Annotated in this window: 16 protein-coding genes; 9 read left to right on the forward strand and 7 right to left on the reverse strand. The window is 66.8% G+C overall.

What is annotated here, in order from left to right:
* Positions 1–89 precede the first annotated feature (89 nt).
* Positions 90–1019, forward strand: coding sequence for a sulfite exporter TauE/SafE family protein (locus tag V2L18_RS03515; protein WP_336176433.1), 930 nt, complete (start codon positions 90–92; stop codon positions 1017–1019).
* Positions 1016–1813, forward strand: coding sequence for a TIGR02186 family protein (locus V2L18_RS03520; RefSeq protein WP_336176434.1), 798 nt, complete (start codon positions 1016–1018; stop codon positions 1811–1813). The genes V2L18_RS03515 and V2L18_RS03520 overlap by 4 nt, the downstream gene beginning before the upstream one ends.
* A 794-nt stretch (positions 1814–2607) precedes the next feature.
* Here V2L18_RS03520 and pdeM read toward each other — a convergent pair.
* Both pdeM and V2L18_RS03530 read right to left on the reverse strand, forming a co-directional pair.
* Positions 2608–3333, reverse strand: a complete 726-nt coding sequence (gene pdeM, locus V2L18_RS03525; protein WP_336176435.1) for a ligase-associated DNA damage response endonuclease PdeM — start codon at positions 3331–3333, stop codon at positions 2608–2610.
* Positions 3330–5861, reverse strand: coding sequence for a ligase-associated DNA damage response DEXH box helicase (locus V2L18_RS03530; RefSeq protein ID WP_336176436.1), 2532 nt, complete (start codon positions 5859–5861; stop codon positions 3330–3332). The genes pdeM and V2L18_RS03530 overlap by 4 nt, the downstream gene beginning before the upstream one ends.
* 637 nt (positions 5862–6498) lie before the next feature.
* On the opposite strand from V2L18_RS03530, the gene V2L18_RS03535 reads away from it, so the two are divergent.
* Entirely contained in the window at positions 6499–6894 is a 396-nt protein-coding gene (locus tag V2L18_RS03535) for a nuclear transport factor 2 family protein (RefSeq protein ID WP_336176437.1), read from the forward strand.
* A gap of 184 nt (positions 6895–7078) precedes the next feature.
* A complete protein-coding gene (locus V2L18_RS03540; protein ID WP_336176438.1) occupies positions 7079–7699 on the forward strand; it encodes a 2-hydroxychromene-2-carboxylate isomerase in 621 nt (206 codons plus the stop codon).
* Positions 7700–8081: 382 nt separating this feature from the next.
* Here the strand turns inward: V2L18_RS03540 and V2L18_RS03545 are convergent, their stop codons facing one another.
* From V2L18_RS03545 to V2L18_RS03560, 4 genes are all read right to left on the reverse strand, one after another.
* Positions 8082–8951 carry a thioesterase family protein gene (locus tag V2L18_RS03545; protein ID WP_336176439.1) on the reverse strand — a complete coding sequence of 290 codons (870 nt, stop codon included), beginning with the start codon at positions 8949–8951 and terminating at the stop codon, positions 8082–8084.
* Positions 8952–9023: 72 nt separating this feature from the next.
* Positions 9024–9983, reverse strand: a complete 960-nt coding sequence (locus V2L18_RS03550; RefSeq protein WP_336176440.1) for an alpha/beta hydrolase — start codon at positions 9981–9983, stop codon at positions 9024–9026.
* An 85-nt stretch (positions 9984–10068) separates the two neighbouring features.
* Entirely contained in the window at positions 10069–11982 is a 1914-nt protein-coding gene (locus tag V2L18_RS03555; RefSeq protein ID WP_336176441.1) for a VC_2705 family sodium/solute symporter, read from the reverse strand.
* The gene (locus V2L18_RS03560; RefSeq protein WP_336176442.1) at positions 11975–12499 is read right to left on the reverse strand and encodes a hypothetical protein; all 525 of its coding nucleotides are present in this window, start codon (positions 12497–12499) and stop codon (positions 11975–11977) included. The genes V2L18_RS03555 and V2L18_RS03560 overlap by 8 nt, the downstream gene beginning before the upstream one ends.
* A 109-nt stretch (positions 12500–12608) precedes the next feature.
* Between V2L18_RS03560 and V2L18_RS03565 the strand changes: the two genes are divergently transcribed.
* Positions 12609–13274: a response regulator transcription factor gene (locus V2L18_RS03565; RefSeq protein ID WP_336176443.1), complete on the forward strand. Its 666-nt coding sequence runs from the start codon at positions 12609–12611 to the stop codon at positions 13272–13274.
* Positions 13275–13751: 477 nt separating this feature from the next.
* Here V2L18_RS03565 and V2L18_RS03570 read toward each other — a convergent pair whose 3' ends face one another.
* The gene (locus V2L18_RS03570; protein ID WP_336176444.1) at positions 13752–17300 is read right to left on the reverse strand and encodes a PAS domain-containing hybrid sensor histidine kinase/response regulator; all 3549 of its coding nucleotides are present in this window, start codon (positions 17298–17300) and stop codon (positions 13752–13754) included.
* Positions 17301–17818: 518 nt separating this feature from the next.
* On the opposite strand from V2L18_RS03570, the gene V2L18_RS03575 reads away from it, so the two are divergent.
* The 4 genes from V2L18_RS03575 to V2L18_RS03590 all read left to right on the forward strand — a co-directional run bounded on the left by V2L18_RS03575 (position 17819) and on the right by V2L18_RS03590 (position 21380).
* Positions 17819–18979 carry a PAS domain S-box protein gene (locus V2L18_RS03575; protein ID WP_336176445.1) on the forward strand — a complete coding sequence of 387 codons (1161 nt, stop codon included), beginning with the start codon at positions 17819–17821 and terminating at the stop codon, positions 18977–18979.
* 102 nt (positions 18980–19081) lie between these two features.
* On the forward strand, positions 19082–19696 hold the full coding sequence (locus V2L18_RS03580) for a response regulator (RefSeq protein WP_336176446.1): 615 nt from the start codon (positions 19082–19084) through the stop codon (positions 19694–19696).
* Positions 19697–19913: 217 nt separating this feature from the next.
* Positions 19914–20255: a hypothetical protein gene (locus V2L18_RS03585; RefSeq protein ID WP_336176447.1), complete on the forward strand. Its 342-nt coding sequence runs from the start codon at positions 19914–19916 to the stop codon at positions 20253–20255.
* Between the two features lie 405 nt (positions 20256–20660).
* Positions 20661–21380 (forward strand): helix-turn-helix domain-containing protein, encoded by a 720-nt coding sequence (locus V2L18_RS03590; RefSeq protein ID WP_336176448.1) that lies wholly within the window; start codon positions 20661–20663, stop codon positions 21378–21380.
* The last annotated feature ends 281 nt before the right edge of the window (positions 21381–21661 follow it).

Genomic DNA, 21661 nt, shown 5'->3' on the forward strand with positions numbered 1-21661 from the left:
GGGGGCTTTAAACGGCTTTACTTGCGGTGCGAAACAATGGTGCGCCGTATTTGGGCCACGCGCCGTCTTTCCAGCACCGGACCGGACCGTTGCAGATTTATCTCCCCATCGCCGAACTGCCGGTCAACATCTTCATGATCCTGTCGATGGGCGGGGCCGTGGGCTTCCTGTCGGGCATGTTCGGCATCGGCGGCGGGTTCCTGCTCACGCCTCTGCTGATCTTCACCGGCATCACGCCGGCCGTGGCGGTGGCCACGGTGACGACGCAGGTCGTCGCCTCCTCGTTTTCCGGCGTGCTCACCTACTGGCGGCGCAAGTCGATCGATTTTCCGCTTGCCTTCGTGCTTTTGTGCGGCGGTATCGCGGGCTCGGCTGTCGGCGTCTGGCTGTTCTCGCTGCTGCAGGCGGTCGGCCAGCTGGATCTGACGATCTCCATCGCCTACGTCTCGTTCCTCAGCCTGATCGGCGGGTTGATGCTGATCGAGTCCTTGCGCGCGATCCTGCGCTCGCGCTCGGGGAAGCCGGTCAGCCTGCGCCGGCCCGGCCAGCACAACTGGGTGCACGGCCTGCCCTTCAAGATGCGCTTCCGCCGCTCCAGGCTCTACGTCTCCGTCATACCGATCGCGGTTCTCGGCATCACCATCGGCTTTCTGGGCGCGGTGCTCGGCATCGGCGGCGGCTTCATCATGGTGCCGGCGCTCATCTACCTGCTGCGCGTGCCCACCAACGTGGTGATCGGCACCTCGCTCGTTCAGATCCTGGCGACCATGGCGGTCGCCACCGTGCTGCACGCGGTCACCAACCAGTCGGTCGATGCGGTTCTGGCGCTTATCCTCATGGTCGGCGGCGTCATCGGCGCTCAGTTCGGCGCGCGGGTCGGCCAGCATCTGCGCGGCGAACAGCTGCGCGCCCTGCTCGCCGTCGTGGTGCTGCTGGTCGGCATGCGCTTCGCCTTCGATCTGGTCATCGAGCCGGTCGACCTCTACTCCTTCTCCGTGCTGTCGGGAGGCGGACAATGATCGCGCGAACCGCAGGAAAGGAGAGGCTTCAGGGCACGCTCGCCGCGTTCGCGCTTTTCCTGTGCCTTGCCGGTGCGGCCCGTGCGGAAACGCTCGTCACCGCGCTGTCGGAGCCTGCGGTCAAGATCACCTCCAATTTCACCGGGGCGGAAATCGTCGTCTTCGGCACGGTGGAGCGCGACGCCACGACGGTGGCGCGGCCCGACGCCTACGACATCGTCGTCACGGTGACCGGCCCGAAGGAGACTGTCGTCACCCGGCGCAAGGACCGTGTCTTCGGCGTGTGGGTGAACAACGAGGCGGTGCGCTTCATGGACATTCCGTCCTTCTACGCGCTGCACAGCACCCGCCGGCTCAGCGAGATCACGCAGGACAAGGTGTTGAAGGAGCGCGGCATCGGCTCCGCCAACCTCGACATGCGCGCCGAAGCCGGCGTCAAGGACCACCCCGGACGCATTGCGACCTTCCGCGAAGCGCTCTTGCGGCTGAAGCTGCAGGAAGGGCTCTACGCCCAGCGCTCCTCGGCGGTGGGCTTCCTGTCGCCCTCGCTTTTCCGCACCAACGTGCCGCTTCCCGCCAACGTGCCGCACGGCAATTACCGGGTGAACGTCTATCTCTTCCGCGGCGGCGCGCTGCTCACCTCCGAACAGCAGAAGCTGCGCATCGCCAAGGCAGGCTTCGAGCAGTTCACCTATTCGATGGCCCACACCAACGCGCTGGTCTACGGCCTCGCCACCGTGCTGATGGCGCTCGGCACCGGCTGGCTCGCAGGCGTGATCTTCCGCAAGGAGTAGGGGGCGTCTCTCGCTGGCGACCCCGCGCCTGCCAAACCCGCGAGTGTCATCCCCGCGCCCGCCATACCCGCGCCCGCCAGACTCGAGGGTGTCATCCCCGCGCAGGCGGGGATCCAGTAACCACCGGATCGGATTGTTGCGCGTCAAACGAGCGTCTCTGGAATGCTGGATTCCCGCCTTCGCGGGAATGACAGAGGGGGGGAGAGAAAACGCGGCAAACGTGGAAAATGGCAAGCCGTCACGATGCCGCTTTCGCTTGCAATCCCTCCGCCGTCATCCCCCGGCTTCGTCCGGGGGATCCAGCGCGCTCCGACCATGTTGAGGCCGCTGATGGATTGCCCGGACAAAGCCGGGCAATGACGGAGGAGAGACCGAGGAAAGAGGCGGAAGCAGGGAAGCGCGAACCCGAACCGGGCAGTAGCGCCTTCGCGGGGATGCCATCGAATGCGTGGTCGAGCGGACGGGAAAACGGGCCCCTCCCGGTTCACAACAACCGCCCCCCCCCACCGGCGTCGTCAGGTGAGCGATGCGGCACGTCAGTGACGCTTCGCAGATCCGGGATCACCCCTCGGTGTCTGCCGCTTGAGGTCCCGGGTCTGCGCAGCAACGTTTCACGTCGCAGCGCGCCCGGGATGATGCTGGGGAGTGCCGTATATGCGCCGCTTGTTCCCCTCTCCCCCCCCTTGTGGGGGAGATGTCGATCGCAGGTCGACAGAGGGGGGCAAGGCGGCAGGTTCGGAGCGAGCGATGCACGCTCGACGCCGGATGCTTATCCCGCCCGGATGCCGCCCGTCTCAGTCCTCGCGCAGCTTGTGTGCCGGGATGGGGTAGATCCGGTCCTCGCCAATCAGGTAGGCGGTGAAGCCGGCGCTGCCGAAGAGCGGGTCCCACGGCTCTTCCAGCACGTTGAGCCCGCCCGTCAGCGCGCCGAAGGCGGGCATCACCAGGCGGGTGTGGTCGCCGGCAAAGCAGGGCCGGCGGATCGAGCGGCCGTGCCGGCGGATGCGGCCGACCGGGTGCAGGTGCCCGGCGACCTCGCCCAGCACCATGTCGGCCAGCGGCTCGTGGCGGAAGACCAGCGCGCCGAAATCGGCCTCGTCGGTGTGCTCGCCGAAAAGTCCCGCGCTCGCTTCCGGGTCGTGGTTGCCGGAAATCCAGATCCATTCGCGCCCGAGCTGCATCATCGCAAGCCGGGTCTTGTTCACCACCGACATGCGCGCCGCCGCTTCCCCGTCGTGGAAGCTGTCGCCGAGCGAAATCACGCGGGCGGGCTCGAAATGGTCGATGACGGCGGCGAGCCGGTCCAGCGTCACGGCGGTGTCGTAGGGCGGCAGCATCACGCCGCGGGTGGCGTAGGAGGATGCCTTTTCCAGGTGCAGGTCGGAAACGATCAGCGTGCGTTCCGCCTCCCACCACACTGCACCCGACAGGTGCAGCGTCAGAAGCTCGCCCGCGACATATATTTCATGCCAGTCGACATGGGGCGTATGCCGCCAAAGAGCACTCGCACCGAGATTCACGTCATGGCCTCCGCGATGAGATCGTCAGCGAATTCGGCGAGGAGGGTCTCGTTGGCCTCGCCGTAAATGGGCTCGCGGCCGATCTCCAGCATGACCGGCACGGCGAGCGGCGATACGCAACCAAGGCCAGTATGCGTGATTCGTTGGCGAATCCGGCGCAAAAGTGCGCCCAACCGCGAGATATCCAGAAGACCGGTTGCCGCATCCGCCCAGGTTGCCTGGAGCAGAATGTGGTCGGGTTCATGGGCGCGCAAAACGTCATAAATAAGGTCGGAGGAGACCGTGATCTGCCGTCCGGTTTTCTCCTGACCCGGGTGCCTGCGCTCGATCAGTCCGGCGATCACGGCGCAGTCGCGGAAGGTCCGTTTCAGCAGTGCCGAGCCCGCAAGCCACGCATCCAGATCGTCGCCCAGCATGTCCTCGTCGAAGAGCTGATCGAGCGACAGCGTGCCTTGCGTGATTGCCGCGCCCATGTCGGAAAGCCCCCACACCGCAAGCGCATAGTCGTTGGCCACAAATCCCATGGGGCGCATGCGCGCGCGCTCCAGCCGGCGCGTCAGCAGCATGCCCAGCGTCTGGTGCGCGAGCCGACCCTCGAAGGGATAGCACACCAGGTAGGACTTGTTGTTGCGCGGAAACGTCTCAACCAGAAGCCCGTCGCGCGCCGGCAGCAGCGACTTCTCGCGCTGGATCTCCAGCCATTCGCGCACCTGGTCGGGCAGCGCCCGCCAATGGTCGGGCTCCGAAAGCATCGCGCGCACGCCGGCTGCGAGATAGGTGGAAAGCGGAAACTTGCCGCCCATGTAGGAAGGCACCTTCGGCGTCTCCGCATGGGCGCGCGAGACCAGCGCCTCGTTTTCACGCAGCCCCTCGAAGCGCACGATCTCGCCGGCGAAGACGAACGTGTCGCCGGGCTCCAGCTGCTCGACGAACCATTCCTCAACCTGCCCGAGCACGCGCCCACCCCGTCCTGCTGGTCTGTGCCCGACAGGTCCGCGCCGACCCTTTGCGCTTGAGCGCGACAGCCGGACTTTCAGCATCGGCGCCTCCACGATGGTGCCGACATTCAGCCGGTACTGCTGGGCAAATGCCGGATTGGCGATCCGCCAAAGTCCGTCGTTGCGCCTCTTCAGCCGCGCGTAGCGGTCATAGGCGCGCAACGCGTAGCCGCCGGTCGCGACGAAATCGAGTGCGCGCCTGAATGTCTCGCGCTCAAGCGCGCTGTAGGGGGCGGCGCTCGTGACCTCCGCAAACATCTCCGCCTCGTCGAAAGGCCCGGCGGCGGCACGGCCCAGAATGTGCTGGGCGAGCACGTCGAGCCCGCCGGTTCTCGGCGGCGGGGTATCCTGCACGCCGGCTCTTGATGCCTCCAGCGCGGCCCGGCACTCCAGCACCTCGAAGCGGTTCGCCGGCACCAGCAGCGCCTTGGAGGGCTCGTCCATGCGATGGTTGGCGCGCCCGATGCGCTGGGAAAGCCGGCTCGCCCCCTTCGGCGCGCCGACATTGATGACGAGATCGATATCGCCCCAGTCGATGCCGAGATCGAGCGAGGATGTGCACACCACGGCGCGCAGGGCGCCGGCTGTCATCGCGGCTTCCACCTTCCGCCGCTGGCCTGCATCGAGCGAGCCGTGGTGCAGCGCGATCGCCAGATTGTCGTCGTTGATCCGCCACAGCTCCTGAAACAGCAGCTCCGCCTGGCTGCGGGTGTTGACGAAAACCAGCACCGTGCGGTGCGCCTTGATCGCCTCGTAGACCTCCGGCAGCGCATAGCGCGCCGAATGCCCCGCCCACGGAATGCGCGCCTCCGACGGCAGGATGGTGATATCCGGCGCCGCGCCCTCGCTGACCGTGACGAGATCGGCAAGCGCGCGCGGCTCGCCGGCCGTCTGCGGCACCAGCCAGGCGCGCAGGTCGTCGGGCTTGGCCACCGTGGCCGAAAGCCCGATCGTGCGCATGCCGGGCGCCAGCCGCCTGAGCCGGGCGAGCCCCAGCGACAGCAGGTCCCCGCGCTTGGAGGTCACCAGCGCATGCAGCTCGTCGAGGATCACCGTGGTCAGCCCGTCAAAGAAACTCTCCGCGTCAGGTGAGGCGATCAGCAGCGCGAGCTGTTCCGGCGTCGTCAGCAGAATGTCGGGCGGATTGTGCTTCTGGCGTTGGCGCTTGTGGGCGGGGGTGTCGCCGGTCCGCGTCTCGATCACGAGATCGAGCTTCATCTCCGCCACCGGCGCCTCCAGATTGCGCGCGATGTCGACGGCGAGCGCCTTCAGCGGGGAGATGTAGAGCGTATGGATGCCGCGCCGCCGTTCCCTGCCTTTGGCCCCGGCCAGCGCGATGAGGCTCGGCAGAAAGCCGGCAAGCGTCTTGCCCGCCCCCGTCGGCGCGATCAGCAGCACGGAGCGGTTGCCGGCGGCGTGCTCGAGAAGATCGAGCTGATGCGGGCGCACCGACCACCCGCGTGCGGAAAACCAGTCGCGGAAGAGGGGAGGGAGCAGGGCCGCCCGGCCCTCGTGCGCATCGTGCTGCAATCGCCTGAAACCCGGTGGGTGATGGGGAATGGCCTCCTCCGTCCTATCCCTGTGACGGCACGTCTGGCAAGGCGGGTGGAGATGTCCGGGCGTCGCCGCTTGTTCCCCTCTCCCCCCGTGTGGGGGAGATGTCGCGCGAATGCGTGACAGAGGGGGGTAATGCCGCTTGCTCCGAACCTGCCGCTCGCCCCCCCTCTGTTGACCTGCGGCCGACATCTCCCCCACAAGGGGGGAGAGGGGAACAAGGTACGGATGCTCGCACGATCTCTCATTCCTCGTTGCCTTGCCCCTGCCGGGTGATGGGGGAATGCCGGGCACTTTCCACGCGCTCCCCTCTCCCCCCGTGTGGGGGAGATGTCACGCGAATGCGTGACAGAGGGGGGTAATGCCGCTTGCTCCGAACCTGCCGCTCACCCCCCTCTGTCGACCTGCGGCCGACATCTCCCCCCGCAAGGGGGAGAGGGGAACAAGGGGCGGGCGTCCGTACGATCTCTCATCCCCCATCGCCTTGTGCCGTGCGTCGCTGTATATGCGTCATGATTGCGCCTGCGCGCATACCGGCACTGTCACCGATTGACGTGCCGGAAAAGATCGGCAGGCTGACAGGTGCGTGCCTTCGAGAAGAACGGAAGACCCGATGTCGATGAAGACGGACAAGGATACGACCGAGATCCGCGAGCTTTTCGCGGCCTATGCCAGCGCGTTCGACGACTTCGACGCCGATGCGATTGCCGATCTGTTCGCCTATCCGGTGGTGATCTGGCAGTTCGATCGCGGCAACATGTTCGAGGACGACGAGGACCTGATGGAGAACATTGACGCTCTCCTCAAGGTGCTCGAGAACGAGGGCGTGGTCCAGTCCGACTACGAGGTCGGCGCGCTCTCCGTTTCCGGGCCGACCGCGCTCGCCAGCGTCTCGTGGAGCCAGAAGCGGGCGGATGGCGACGTCGCGCTCGCCTTCACCTGCCATTACCACCTCGTCAACATCGAGGACGAGTGGCTGATCGCCTCCATCTTCAACGAGAACGTCTGACGCGACAGCAGCGCGTCGCGGCGCCGGCCCGCGTCTCTCCATCTCGCTCCATGGCTTGTCCCCCGATCCCGCCACAGTCATCGCCCGTCCCCGCTTGCCCTTGCTGCCCCGGCCCGGCATTGTCCTCGGGCCGGGTCGGAAATGACGTTGCAAGTCCTGCGGAACCCGGCGGGGAGGGTCCACCGTGTCCGTGACGATCGATTACTATTTCAGCCTGATTTCGCCGTTCGCCTATCTCGGCCATGACCGTCTGCACGAGATCGCCGAACGCCACGGCGCCGGCATCCGCTACTATCCGGTCAATCTCGGCGCACTGTTTTCGAAAACCGGCGGCCTGCCGCTGCCCCAGCGCCACCCCGCCCGCCAGTCCTATCGCTGGCTGGAGCTGCAGCGCTGGCGCGAGGCGCGCGCCTTGCCGCTCAACCTCAAGCCCGCGCATTTTCCCACCGATCCGACGCTCGCCGACTGCACGGCCATCGTGCTGGCGCGCTCCGGCGGTCGCGTCGCCGATTTCGCCCACCGCGCCTTCCGCGCCTGCTGGGAACTCGACCGCGATATCGCCGACGAGCATGTCATCGCCGGCATTCTGGATGATCTGGGTGAACGCAAGGGCGATCTTCTCGCCTCCGCCCGCTCAGAGGAGGTCGGATCCATCTACGCCGAAACCGCCCGTCAGGCGGCTGACGCCGGCGCCTTCGGCTCGCCGGTCTACGTTCTCAACGGCGAGCCCTTCTGGGGGCAGGACCGGCTGGAACTCCTCGACCGGGCGCTCGAAAGCGGCCGCGCGCCCTACCGGCCTCTTTGAGGCTGCCAGTCGCCGGCGGCAGGCAAGACCGGTGCCGATGGCTTCGGTCCCCGCAGCCCACCCTTCAAGACGCGCTTTGACGAGCGTTCCTGAGAGCCCTGCGTGAAAACGGTGTTATAATACGCAAGTTTTGCAATTCAGGGGTTTATCCCTGTAGCGAACCGCAGGCACGATTGTCATCCCCGCGAAGGCGGGGATCCAGTAACCACAAGATTTTCTTATTGAATTGAACGGCAGCCCTCATGGGGTGCTGGATCCCCGCCTGCGCGGGGATGACAGTCAGGAGCAAGCCGCAAGCATTTCCGGCCAGCCCCCGAGGAGCCGTCGAAGACGGCGTCTCGAAGGATGGCGGCAACCACCGCCGCTGCGGCCAGCCCCGCCTTTACCCCATGATCAGCGAGCGCATGGCTCTGGCCGTCTCCGCCGGCAGCGGCACGGGTTTGCGGGTTTCAAGATCCAGAACCATGCCGGTGACGTCGAGCGTCGCGATGAGGCGGCCGGCGGCGCTGTCGAACATGTGGTGGCGGAAGGTGAAGGTCTTGTCGCTCACCCCGGTCAGCCCTGACAGCGTGTGAAGCATCGTGCCAAGTCGCGCCGGCAGGCCGCGCGTCAGCTTCATCTCCAGCGCGATGCGGCCGTAATCCTTCTTTTCCAGCCAGTCCCGGGTCAGGCCGACATGTTCCCAAAGCTGCGCCGCCCCGTCGGAGAAGCAGGAAAGCAGGAAGCGGTCGTCGGCGGCGTTGTCGAGCCCGCAGTCGCGCGCCAGAACGGTCGCCCGGTTGACCGAAACCGCGCCGGCGGCGGCGAGGGCCTGCTCCTTCACGTCCAGCGCGGCGGGACCGGCTTCGAAGGTGCGCGGCGCGGCCTTTTCGGGCATCGCCTCGCCCGCCGCGTCCAGCCGCTTGCGCAGGTCCTTGAGCGCGCGATCCGAAGGTGCGTAGCCGTCGAGCGCGGTGGCGGCGATGCGGCCGGTGGAGGTATCGCGCATGACATGCACGACCGACAGCATGTACGGCCCGTCGAAGGCGGCGTGCGAGGTCACCGTCACCAGCGCGCCGGCGAAAAGCTCCCCGTGGTAGCGCACGTGACGCACGCGGCGCGGGCCGGTCTGGGCCTCGCTGAAGCCGCTCAGGAAGCGGAACTGCCGGTCGGCCTCCTCGAACTTGGCGAAATAGAACTGTACGTTGAGGTGGTCGTTCTCGTCGCATTCCCAAGTGTTGACGAAGGATCTGAGAGTTTCCAGTGCGGGCATCCGTTTTCCGTTTCTTGTCGTGATCGGCGGCGGCCGGCGCGAGGCACATCGCCTCGCCCGCGCGCCGGTGCGTCAGCTTGCGCGCGCGAACGCGGCGTTGATGAAGGCGTCGATCTCGGCGTTGCTGCGGCGCGAGATCTCCAGCGGAAAGGCCTGAAAGACATGGCAGCCGCCGGGATGGAGGGAAAGCTCCGTCCCGTTGCCGGCGGCCAGCCAGCGCGCGGCCATGAAAAGGCTGTCGTCGAGAAGCGCATCGCGCGTGCCCACCGAAAACAGCGCCGGCGGCAGACCGGCGAGATCGGCGCGCAGCGGCGAGATGTCGGCCGGCGTCGGGTCGCCGTTCTCGCCGAGGAAGGAGCGGGCGAAGAGTGTGATGTCGCGGGTGGTCAGGATCAGCTTTTCCGTTCCCCAGCTTCGTGCGCTGGGCGTGAGAGCGAGATCATAGCAGCCCGCCGTCAGAACCGCGCCGGAAAAAGGCGCCAGCCCGTGCCTGTCGCGCAGGCGGATCAGCGTGACGGCGGAAAGATGCGCGCCGGCCGATTCCCCGCCGATGACCAGCGGCAGGTCGCGGAATTCCGATTGGCGGGCAAGCCACAGCGCCGCCGCCTCGCAATCGTCGGGCCCTTGCGGATAGGGATGCTCCGGCGCCAGCCGGTACTCCACCGAAAGCACGGCGGCGCCTGTCGTACGCGTGATCTCCTCCAGCCGGTCGTCCTGGGAATCCGCGGTGCCGAAGGTCCAGCCGCCGCCGTGGATGTGCAGGTAGACCCCGCGCGGCGCATCCGTTTCGGGCAGGATCTGTCGGATCCCGATCGGCCCGTGCGGCCCGTCGATGGTCACCGTCGTCGCGCGCGGGCATTTGGGCGGCATCGGAAAGGCGCCGCCCCCCTGCGCCCTCAGCTTGCGGACCTGTGCCGGCGGCAGGCTCCAGCTGTCCGGCAGCGCCTCCAGTTCCGCCGTCTTCTGCCGGTTGAAGCGGCGCGTCTCCTCGCTGATGGCTTCGTCGGCGAAAAGGGCGGGATCGAGGTGCATGGTGTCGTTTTCCGGTTCGGCGTTCGGCGCTTGCCGTTCGCCGGCACGCTAAACGCCCGGCCCCACCCTGCCAAGCCTCTTGCGTCTAGACCGCGCGATCCTGGATCGCCATACGTGCGCCCGGACGGCGTATTTCCTCCACGAAGGCTCCTACGCTCTCCCCAGGCGGCGCGGTAAAGAGGCTTGCGGCGATGGCCACCACGAACCCGGTCGCGACGCCGGCAAGTCCGTCCGTCATCGCCACGCCGAGGCCGGCGAGCCAGCCGGTGCTGGCCATTTCGTTGCTGGCCATCCCGTTGCCGGCGAGGAGAAAGAGCGCGACCGCGATCCCCGCCGCCATGCCCGCCGCCGCGCCGGCCGTCGTGGTCCGCTTCCACCAGATGCCGAGCACGAGGGCGGGAAAAAGCCCGGCCGCCGCCAGCGCCAGTGCTGCTGGCACCAGCCTCGCCAGCATCGGTGCCCCGCCAAGCGCCGCATAGCCGGCAAACGCGGCCACCAGGAGCAGCATGAGCCGGGCAACGAACAGCCGCCGCGCGGCGGTGGCCGCCGGGCCGGCCGTGCGGTGGTAACCGTCGTGGGCGAGCGAATTGGCGATGGCAAGCAGCAACCCGTTGGCAGTCGCCGCCGCTGCTGCCAGCAGGCCTGTCGAAAGCAGCGCCGCCGTCGTCGCCATCTGGCCTGAAATCTCCGGCAGCGCCGGCACCACCGCCTGCGGGGCGAGGTCGAAATCGGCGAGCGCGAGCTGGCTGTAATAGCTGTCGAGCCCGGTGCAGGCCGTGCGGATCGCCTCTGCCGAGGCGGCCCCGGCGCCGCAGATGCGCACGAGCCCTTGCGAACCAAGCCGCGTCACCCAGTCCGGCAGCGCATCGAGGTCCACGCCCACGACCGCGCCGATGATGCCGAGCCGGGCGAAGACGGCATAGACCGGCACCGCCGAAAGCAGCAGCGCCGTGAATATGAGCCCCCACCCGGCGCCCCGGCGCGCCTCGCGGGAGGAGGGGGCGGTGAGGAAGCGGGCCAGAAGATGCGGCAGCGAGGCGGTTGCGATCATCAGCCCGGCGAGCGCGGTAGCTGTCTGCCAGGGCCCGCTCCCGCCGGTGGGCAGCAGGCTCGGCTCACCGGGGACGGGAAAATGCTCGCGCGGCATGGCGGCAAGCATCTCGCGCAGGTCCGTCAGCGCCTCGCCCAGCGCAAGTTGCGGCACCGGCACGCCGTAGGCCTCCATCGACAGAAGCGCCAGCGGGGTGAGGAACGCGACCGCCAGTACCAGAAAGAGCGCGCCCTGCGTCCACGTCAGCGCCCGCATGCCGCCGGCAAGCGAACACAGCGTCATCACCGCGAGAGCGGCGAGAATGGCGGCCTCGGCCGGGATAGCGAGAAAATGCGGGGCGATGAAGCCGATCGCCGCCAGCTGTGCGGCAAGGAGCGGGAGGGAGACGGCGACGAGCACGGCAAGCGCCATCAGCCGCACCAGCCGGCCGGGATAGCGCGCGGCGAGAAAGTCCGGCACGGTCAGCGCGCCGGAGCGGTTGAGATAGGGCGCGAGCAGCACAGCCAGCAGCACGAAACCGCCGGTCCACCCCGCGATCAGCAGGCCCGCACCGTCGCCGAAGGCGTAGACCGCGCCGGCAAGCGCGAGCAGCAGCGTGCCGGAGAGCCAGTCGGCGGCGATCGCCATGCCGTTTGGCAGCGCCGTCACCCGCCGGCCGGAGAGATAGAATTCCGAGATCCGCATCGTGCGCGAGCCGAAGCCCAGCGCCAGCCACATCGCGGCGACCGCTGCCGGCACCGCGAGCTGGACGATGGCGCGCGGTAGCCCGACCCGTTCCAGCAGCACCAGCGCCACGAGCGTGAAGGCGAGGCAGAAGGCGATGAGGGCGAAGGCCCAGCCGCGCCGCCGGCGGCGGAGCTCCGGCCCCATGTGGCCGTGCGGGCGGGCCGGCCGGTGCGGCACGGCGCCGGGAAGGGCGTGAGCGGGAGGACTGGGCGCTCTACGCATCTTCGGCAAGCCCGCACGCCCGGTCGATTCGGGCCTGAAAGGCATCGACGGCGAAGATGAGCACGATCATGGCCAGCGGAAAGCCGACCGCCTCTGGAACCGGCGCGAGAGAAGATGGGAAGAGCGAAAGTGCTTCAAGGGTCATTCCCCCGGGCAGGAGCGTGAAGCCCGCCGCGGCGCAAAGCAGAAGCGCGATGAGAGCGAGTATAGTCGTCCGTCTCCAACGGCCTGCGAGAGGTTCGGATCGCATCGCTTTGGCGCCTCCTTGAATTCGGGAGCGGCTTTGCCGTTGCCGCGCATCGCCTGCGGGATTACTCTTGTGTTTTTCCAGACTTGGCCCGTCGGCGCAATCGCAAGTGCAATCGCCTGCGGCAAGACGCCATGGCTGCACGGAAAACGCGTATTTGCCTGTTTGCTTTCGAAAGCTTATCAATAAACGCGAGCCGGTTTGCAAGATGACAACAACGGAAGCCGGCCAGGCCTGCGGTGCGTTCTTTCGGATCCGCTGGTCTGACACGTCAGGAAGGTTCCGTAAGGTTATGTTCCGGCGTGCCGGCCCGATGACCATTTCAATGACGGAATCGCCCGCGACGTGGCTCGGTTGGGGGTAAGGGAGGACGTTCGGTTTGGCCGACAAGCCATCGTACAATTTCATCATCGCGGACGATCACCCGTTGTTCCGCGGCGCATTGCGACAGACGATCGAGAGCATGTATCCCGGCGCCGGAATTGTCGAAGCCGGCACGCTGGAAAGCGTTTCGGCGAAACTCGAGGCCGTGGGCGACGCCGATCTCATCCTTCTGGATCTCACCATGCCGGGGATGCGCGGCTATTCCGGGCTCATGTTTCTGCGCGCGCAGTATCCGGGCATTCCGGTGGTCATCGTGTCGGCCAACGAAGAGCCGACCGCGATCCGCAACTGCATGGAATTCGGCGCCTCCGGCTTCATTCCGAAGTCGCTCGGCATCGAGGTGATGCGCCAGGCGGTGGCCGCCGTCATGGCGGGCGAGACCTGGTCGCCGCCCGACGTGGATCTCGCCTGTGTGGACGAGACGGTCGGCCTCGTGCAGCGGCTGTCGACGCTCACCCCGCAGCAGGTGCGCGTGCTGATGATGCTGAGCGAGGGGCTTCTGAACAAGCAGATCGCCTACGAGCTCAACGTCTCGGAGGCCACGGTGAAGGCGCATGTCTCGGCCATTCTGCAGAAGCTCGGCGTGGAAAGCCGCACGCAAGCCGTCATCGCCGCCTCCAAGATCGAGAACGGCCAGTGGCAGGCCGCGGTGGGCACCTGAGAGCCCGGCCCGAAAATGTTATCGGGTTGCGCACTTTCAACCTCTCACGCTCATACCTCTCCGTCGTCATTGCCCGGCGAAGTCCGGGCAATCCATCTTCAGCCGCAGCATTTGGCGCGTGCTGGATCACCCGGACTTCGCCGGGTGATGACGGTGGAGAGATATGAACGGCGAAGGGGTATGAAGGCGCGTGGAATTCGGTGCGCAGAACCGACTATCATTTCCGGGCTAGGCTCTCGGGTTGCGCGCTTTCGGCCAACAGCATTTCCGTGTGAGTGACCCTCGCTCCCCTCTCCCCCCTTGCGGGGGAGATGTCGGCAAAGCCGACAGAGGGGGGTGAGGCGACATATTCGGAGCGAGCGGCCCACCCCCCCTCTGTCACGCGAAGGCGTGACATCTCCCCTGCAAGGGGGGAGAGAGGAGCAAGGGGAAAGCTCCCGGACCCAATCGCACTGACACCCCGTTCCCGCGGCCCAACTACTCCGCCGCCGGTTCCCTCGCGCCCGCCGTCTTGCCCGCCTCCGAGCGCAGGCGGGTGAGGAACGCTCTCAATGCCGCCGGCTTCACCGGCTTGTTGAGCATGTGGATGCCGCGTTCCTCCGCGTCGCGGCGCACGGCCGGCGTGCGGTCGGCGGTGATCAGGATCGCCGGGATGTCGTGGCCGAACTTCCAGCGCAACTGCACCACCGCGTCGATGCCGTTGCCGTGGTCGAGGTGGTAGTCGACCAGCAACGCCTCCGGCGCCTCGCCGACTTCCGCGATCTTCGCCGCCGCCTCGTTCGGATCGAGCGCGGTCAGAACCCGGCACTGCCAGCCGGCCAGAAGCGCCTCCATGCCGGCGAGAATGCTCGCCTCGTTGTCGAGCGACAGCACCAGCATGCCGGCAAGACTGGAGGTGCGCGGGGCCGGCGGCCCGGCATGCGGCTGCTCGGCCGGAATGGCCGCGGCAAGCGGCACCACCACGGAAAAGCGCGAGCCGCCCTTCACGCCGGAGCCGATGGAGACCGGATGGTCGAGCACACGGGAGATGCGATCGACGATGGAAAGACCCAGCCCCAGCCCGCGCGCCACCTTGGCGCCGTCGTCGAGCCGGTGGAACTCTTCGAAGATCGCCTTGCGCTTGGAAGGCGGAATGCCGATGCCGGTGTCCAGCACCTCCACGCTCACCCGGTTGCGCTGGCGTCGGCATCCCACCAGAACCCGGCCCCGGCGGGTGTACTTGATGGCGTTGGAAACGAGGTTCTGCAAAAGCCGGCGCAAGAGCCTGCGATCGGAGCGTACCGAAAGCGAGGTCGGCAGGATGCGCAGGTCGAGCCCCTTTTCCCGCGCCACCGGCGCGAATTCCAGCCTGAGCTGGTTGAGGATCTCGTCGAGCCGGAAGCTGGTGATCTCCGGCTGCATGCGGCCGGTATCGAGGCGCGAAATGTCGAGCACCGCGCCGATGATCTCCTCCACGGAGTCGAGCGAGCGCTCCACGTTGCGCACCAGGTCGAAGTCGCGCCCGCGTGCCGCCTCGAAACGCTCGCTCAGGCTGGAGGCATAGAGCCGTGCGGCGTTGAGCGGCTGCAGGATGTCGTGGCCGGCGGCCGCCAGGAACCGCGTCTTGCCGAGATTGGCCTCGTCCGCCTCGCGCTTGGCGCGCACCAGCTCGTCGTTGACGTGGGTCAGCTCCTCGGTGCGTTCGCGCACGCGCCGCTCCAGCGTCTCGTTGGCGCGTGCCAGCGCGTGTTCGGCATGCACGCGCTCGGTGATGTCGGTGTAGGTGGTGACGATGCCGCCGCCTGGCATGGGGCTGGTCCTCACCTCCAGCACCGTCTGGGTTGAGGCGATGCGGTCCTGGAAGGTTTCCATGCGCACCGCCAGCGCCTCCAGCCGCTCGTTGACCAGCGTCTCCACGGGGGCGAGGCCGAATTCGCCGCGTTCCGCGTTGTAGCGCAGGATCGCGTCGAGCGGTGTGCCCACCTGGCCGTATTCCGGCGGCAGGCCGAGCAGTTCGCGGAACTGCCGGTTCCAGCAGATCAGCCGGAGGTCCTGGTCGAACACCGCGATGCCCTGGCGCACCTGGTCGAGCGCGGTCTGCAACAGGTCGCGGTTGTACTGGATGGCGGCGGACGCGTCGTCCAGCAGCTTCATTGCGCCCTTGGTGGCCGGGTCGCGCCGCTTGACCAGCAGCGACAGCACGAGCCGGGAGGACGCCGCGCCGATGGCGCTCGCCAGCAATTGTTCGGCAAAGCGCAAGAGCCGCGCATCGACCGGATCGTGCGGGGCGAGCGGGGTCTGGTGCTCGCGCGCGAAGCGGTCGAAGGAGCGGTCGGTGCGCTCGCTGCCCAGATAGCGCGCCACGGTGAGACGCAGGTCGTCCACCGTCACCGCCGTGCGCCACAGCTTGAGAGAGGGGGAGGGGGAGAAATCGTCGGGCAGGAAGATGTTGGCCTGCAGCCGTTCGATGGGTTCCGGCATGCGGCTGAGCGAGCCGACGATATAGGCGGCGATGTTGACCGCCATCGCCCAGGCGAAGCCGTGAACGAGCGGATCGGCCTGCATCCCGAAAAGCGCCTGCGGCCGCAGGAAGGCGAGCCCGAAGGGCCCTGCGTTCAGCCAGGTGGCGGGCAGCAGACCGGAATCGGCGAATGTCGGCAGCAGCAGCGTGTAGCACCACATCGCGAAGCCGCAGACCATGCCGGCGATCGCCCCGCGCGCGGTGGCGCGGCGCCAGAACAGGCCGCCGAAGAAGGCCGGCGCGAATTGCGCGATGGCGGCGAACGACAGAAGGCCGATGGAGGCGAGCGCCGCGCTGTCGCCGGCCGCTCGGTAATAGGCATAGGCCAGCAGCAGCGTGACGAAGATGGCGGTGCGCCGGACATGCAGCAGGAAGCGGCCCATGTCCTTCATTTCGCTGGCATCGTCGAGCCGGCGGCGCAGCACCAGCGGAATGACGAGATCGTTGGAGATCATGATCGCCAGCGCCACGCAGGCGACGATCACCATGGCGGTCGCCGCCGAAAGCCCGCCGATGAAGGCGAGCATGGTGAAGATCGGCTGGTCCGCCGTCATCGGCAGGGCGAGCACGAAGATGTAGGCATCCACCGCGCCGCCGAAGCGCAGGATGCCGGCGGCCGCGATCGGCACGACGAAGAGGTTGATCAGCACCAGGTAGAGCGGGAACATCCAGCGCGCCAGCCGGAGTTCGCCCGGGTCGTTGTTTTCCGTCACGGTGACGTGGAACTGTCGCGGCAGCAGCACCGCGGCAAACAGCGACAGCGTCGTCATCACCATCCAGGCGTTGCGGTCGAGCGGCCCGGTGAAGAGGTCGGCAACGCCGGGGGCCGCTTGCGTCGCCTTGAGGAGTTCGCCCGGCCCGTCGAACAGGCCGTAGGTGACGTAGAGCCCGACCGCGAGGAAGGCGACCAGCTTGACGATGGATTCGGTTGCCACCGCCAGCATCAGCCCTTCCTGATGCTCGGTCGCGTCGATGTGGCGGGTGCCGAACAGTACGGCGAAAACGGCCATGCCCAGCGCCACCAGCAGTGCGACGTCGCCGACCACCCAGTCCGCGGCAATCCCGCCGGAGGAGCCGGCGCGCATGAACAGCGTCGTCGTCGACAGCGACACCGCCTTCAGCTGCAGCGCGATGTATGGGATGGTGCCGCACACCGCGATGATGGTGACGACGGCGGCCACCGCCTGGTTCTTGCCGTAGCGCGCGGCGATGAAGTCGGCGATGGAGGTGATGCGCTCCGCCTTGGCGAGCCGCACGATGCGGCGCAGCAGCGGAAAGCCGAACGCGAAGACGATCGCCGGACCGATGTAGATCGTCAGGAATTGCAGGCCGCTCTGGCTGGCCAGCCCGACGGAGCCGAAGAACGTCCACGACGTGCAGTAGACGGCGAGCGACAGCGCATAGATCAGCGGCCGGCTGCGCGAACGCGGGCGCCTGCGCGCCACCCGGTCGCCGTAGCTTGCGACCGCGAACAGCATGCCGATGTAGACCAGCGCGGAGACGACGACGACCCAGCCCTGAAGCATCCACCCTCGTCGGCCGATGCGGCCGTTTTCCCTCTTCTTGCCTTTCCGCGATCGGATCACAGTTGAGCGGGGATGTCCATGATGCGCTCGGTCATCCGATAGCCGTGCGGGCCAAATCCCAGGCCAAGTCTCGGGCCGAACCTCGGGGCCGGATCTCGAAGCCGGCGGGGGCGGTGCGGGGCCGTCGCGCCTGAACGGTCGGGAAGAATCGGGATTTATCCCAATGTCGAGATTGTTCTTAAGGGCTTCTCACCCATCGTGTAGCCTGTTAGTCTGAATATGGATCGTGTGAATATGTAGTTGGTACGGGACTGGTGAATGAAGAACTGAGAACGGAAGGCCTGGATCTTTGTAAGTATATAAACGAATACGATTTGAGCCACAGAAATCGTAGGGCGTGCAAGGGGTGACGACTGCGGGATGCTGTCGTCGCGGCATTCACGTCAGGTTGGTTCGGGCGATCCGGGAAAACGTGAGCCGGCAGGGATGGAGATTTGCCGGGAAGTCGGGAGAAGCGCATGCGGCAGGATCTGACCGGAATGGCGTCCGTTGATCCGGGGCTATCGGAGGCGCGTCTTCTGAGCGTCCTCGATACGGCGGTGGACGGCATCTGCGTCATCGACGAGACGGGCCGCATCCTGACATTGAACCGCGCCTGCGAGCGTCTGTTCGGCTACACGGCGGCCGAGGCCGTGGGCGAGAACGTGCGCATGCTCATGCCGGAGAGCTATGCCGGCCGGCACGACAATTTCCTCTCCTCCTATCTCACCACCGGCGAGCGCAAGATCATCGGCTATGGCCGCGAGGTCGTCGCCCGGCACAAGAACGGGCGCGAGTTCCCGATGGAGCTGTCGGTGGGCGAAGTGAAAAGCCCGGAGGGGCGCCAGTTCGTCGGCATCATGCGCGATCTCAGGCCGCGCAAGATCCAGGAGGAGCGGCTGAACCGGATGCAGTCGCAGCTCGTCCATTTCGCCCGCGTCAACGCCATGGACGAGATGGGCGCGGCCATCGCCCATGAGCTCAACCAGCCGCTGACGGCGGTGATGCTCTACCTGCAGGCGATCTCGCGCAAGCTCGGCACGTCCGAGGCCGATCCCGACGGCCGGCTGTCCGACATTCTCGGCAAGGCGGTGCGCGAGGCCCAGCGCGCCGGCCAGATCATCCAGCGCATGCGCCAGTTCGTGGAAAACCGCGAGGCGGAGCGTCGTTCGACCAACGTGGAAGCGCTGATCGACGAGGCGCTGGAGCTGGTCCTGCTCGGCCAGTACACGCTGTCGGTCTCCGTCGTGCGCGACGACGAGGAAGACCTTCCGCCCGTCGATGTCGATCCCGTCCAGATCCAGCAGATCCTTGTCAACCTGATCCGCAACGCGCTGGAGGTGGTCAAGGACGCGGAGGAACGCTGGATCCGCATTTCCTCCCACCGCGACGGCGACGACGTGGTGATCGAGGTGGCCGACAGCGGCCCGGGCATTCCGCAGGCCAACCTGCGCAATCTCTTCCGCGCCTTCTCCAGCACCAAGAAGAAGGGGCTGGGGCTGGGGCTGGCGATCTCCAAGTCGATCGCCCAGAGCCACGGCGGCGATCTTTCCGTGGATGCGGGCGGCGACGGCAGAGGAGCGATTTTCACGTTGAAGCTTCCGCTGGATTCCGGTGACGGAATGCTGGCGGAGGCATGAGAGGCCCCCGGGACCGTTTGGTCCGGGCGCCGGCCGAGAGGCCGGAACGAGGGAGGGGGCTCGGTGTTTCATCTGCGTGGTTCAAGAGCGAGGAAACCTGGAATGGCCGAAGAGTCGAACCTGATCTACATCGTTGATGACGATCCGTCCGTGCGCGATGCCCTTTCCATCGTCTTCGACATGGAGGATTTCCGGGTAGAGTCCTTCGACAATGGCGACGCCTTCCTGATGGCGGCCGCCCGCAAGGAACCGGCCTGCGTGATCCTCGACGTTCACATGCCGGGCCGCTCCGGCATCGACATTCTCAAGAGCCTGAACGCGGAGGAATATCCCGCCCCCGTCTTCATCATTTCCGGCCAGGGCGACATCCCCATGGCGGTGAACGCGATCAAGCAGGGCGCCTTCGACTTCATCGAGAAGCCGTTCGATGCCGATACCGTCGTCCAGCGGGTGCGCGATGCCATAGGGGCGATGGCGCGCCGGCAGGATCCGGGCGAGCGGATGCGCAACTTCCCCGGCGCGGAGACGCTGACCCCGCGCGAGCGCGAGGTGCTGGAGCAGATCACCGGCGGCGCCTCCAACAAGGAGGCCGGCCGCACGCTCGGCATCAGCCCGCGCACCATCGAGGTGCACCGCGCCCGCATCATGGAAAAGCTCGGCGCGCGCAACGCGGCCGATCTCGTGCGCATCGTGCTCACCGGCGAAAAGTCGGAGTGACGGCCGCATCGCGGCAACAGGCCTCCCGCCCCTGAAAAAAGGGGGTGCGCGGCCAGGCATTTCTGTCCGCCGGCGGGTCTGTTCGGGCCGCCGGCGGGATCTTTTCGGGACATGACGGACGATACCGTGGCCAACATTCCGGCCGGACGGCCGGCCGGGTCGTGATTTGCTGGCCGGAACACGTGCGCCGGCCTGCTTTGCCATTGAGGACGCGAAATTGACCGTCTACGTGATTGTGAGCGATGCCGGCGTGCGCGACGCGCTGGTGCTCCTGCTGGAACAGCTCGGCCGCGATGCCGTCGCCTTTGACGACTGCGACGCCTTTCTGTCCACCGTCCGGCCCGGGCCGGACGATACGGTGCTTGTCGATCTGAACGAGGACGACGACGCGAACGGCGCGCGAATCGTGCGCTGGGCCGATGCGTTGGAAAATCCGCCGAGACTGATCGCCATCACCAGCCGGTCACGCGACGAGATCGCCAAGCTGCTCGCCGATCTCAGGTTGCCGATCCTCATCCGGATGCCGTTCAACGCCTCCCGGCTGATGACCTGGCTCTGAGAGGCTTCGCGGCCGCATGACCCTGCGGAGGTTTCCGGTGCCGTCCAAGGGGAAGGGAGGGCTGCTGCCGGGTCTTTCCCTCGCTTTGTCCGGCCATTGCTCTCGCGCTGCCCTTGTGTCGGGCGTCGCCGTGCATGTGCAAAAAGGCCCGTCGTGGCCAAAACAGCTCTGGCATGCTTGAATTCAAACAGGTATTCGTGCGCATTCCGCAGGTGCGAGAAGGTGGCTATCGTCACTTTGCTGAGAGGTTTTCGCCTTAGATTTCTCCAGCCTGCGGTGCCTGCGGCATTATGCGGAATACCGTTTTGGACGGGATGTATTCACGTTGCGGGCCGTGACTTAGTGATTGATCCGGGTTGGAGTGGGACGGACTCCGATGCCGGTCGCCGTGATGGAGGGGATACCATGACCTATCTCGAGCAGGCGCCGGACACGCTTGATCTGGCGATGGCCCGTGCCGGGCTTTCGGACGTGGAGGCCGTGTGGGCCGACTACGTGAACGGTCCGAAGGTTCGCAAGCTCTCGTTATCGTCGCACGAGGCGGTCTTCTACGAGGGCGATCCCGCCGACCACATGTACGAATTGGCCAGCGGCACCGTGATGCTCTACAAGCTCCTGCCCGACGGCCGCAGGCAGGTGGTGGAGATCCTGAAGGAAGGCGATCTCTTCGGCTTCCAGTGCGGACGCAACTACGATTGCACCGCCGAGACGCTCTCCGGCGCCGAGCTGCGCGCCCTCAGCCGTCGCGATATCGACGTTTCCCTCAGCCTCCAGCGCTATGTGGGCGAGCGCATGTTCGCCAAGATGGAGAATCTGCACGAGCATGCCATGCTGCTTGGCCGCAAGTCGGCGATGGAGCGGGTGGCGAGCTACCTGATGCGCTTCGTGCCCGGCCGCGGCATCGCCGATTGCATGGGCCCGGCCGAAGGCTCGGATGTCGACGAGGGCCTGATCGAGCTGTCGATGACCCGGCAGGAGATCGCGGACTTCCTCGGCCTGACCATCGAGACGGTGTCTCGCGCGATTTCGGAGATGAAACGCCGCGGCCTCATCCGCATCGAGAAGCAGGACCGCATCATGATCCCGCGGATCTGCAACCTCTGCCGCCTCACCGGCATGCACTGAGACACACTCTCGACCCCGAAAATCCGGCGCAAGGGCGGGGCGGTTTCCCGCACGCTCTTCCTGTGGCTGCCAGGCCGCACGATGACGGCCGCGCCCTGACCGTCCCCCATCCAGGGCGCTCCATGGCCGAACGCAAGCAAGTGGCCCATCCTTCGAGACGCCCGCTTGCGCAGCCTCCTCAGGATGACGTTGTGTTTGTTGTCGCTTTCACAAAGACAACAGCACTACAACGTCATCCTGAGAGGCTGGCCCTAAAAAATGGTAACCGGTTCTTCGCGTCG

Source organism: Breoghania sp. JC706, assembly GCF_037026715.1.
Lineage (GTDB): Bacteria > Pseudomonadota > Alphaproteobacteria > Rhizobiales > Stappiaceae > Breoghania.

Coding starts and splice junctions, on each gene's coding strand:
- V2L18_RS03535 (WP_336176437.1), top strand. CDS start 6,499: ATGTCGATGAAGACGGACAAGGATACGACCGAGATCCGCGAGCTTTTC.
- V2L18_RS03590 (WP_336176448.1), top strand. CDS start 20,661: ATGACCTATCTCGAGCAGGCGCCGGACACGCTTGATCTGGCGATGGCC.
- V2L18_RS03570 (WP_336176444.1), bottom strand. CDS start 17,300: ATGCTTCAGGGCTGGGTCGTCGTCGTCTCCGCGCTGGTCTACATCGGC.
- V2L18_RS03575 (WP_336176445.1), top strand. CDS start 17,819: ATGCGGCAGGATCTGACCGGAATGGCGTCCGTTGATCCGGGGCTATCG.
- V2L18_RS03520 (WP_336176434.1), top strand. CDS start 1,016: ATGATCGCGCGAACCGCAGGAAAGGAGAGGCTTCAGGGCACGCTCGCC.
- V2L18_RS03550 (WP_336176440.1), bottom strand. CDS start 9,983: ATGCACCTCGATCCCGCCCTTTTCGCCGACGAAGCCATCAGCGAGGAG.
- V2L18_RS03580 (WP_336176446.1), top strand. CDS start 19,082: ATGGCCGAAGAGTCGAACCTGATCTACATCGTTGATGACGATCCGTCC.
- V2L18_RS03545 (WP_336176439.1), bottom strand. CDS start 8,951: ATGCCCGCACTGGAAACTCTCAGATCCTTCGTCAACACTTGGGAATGC.
- V2L18_RS03555 (WP_336176441.1), bottom strand. CDS start 11,982: ATGCGTAGAGCGCCCAGTCCTCCCGCTCACGCCCTTCCCGGCGCCGTG.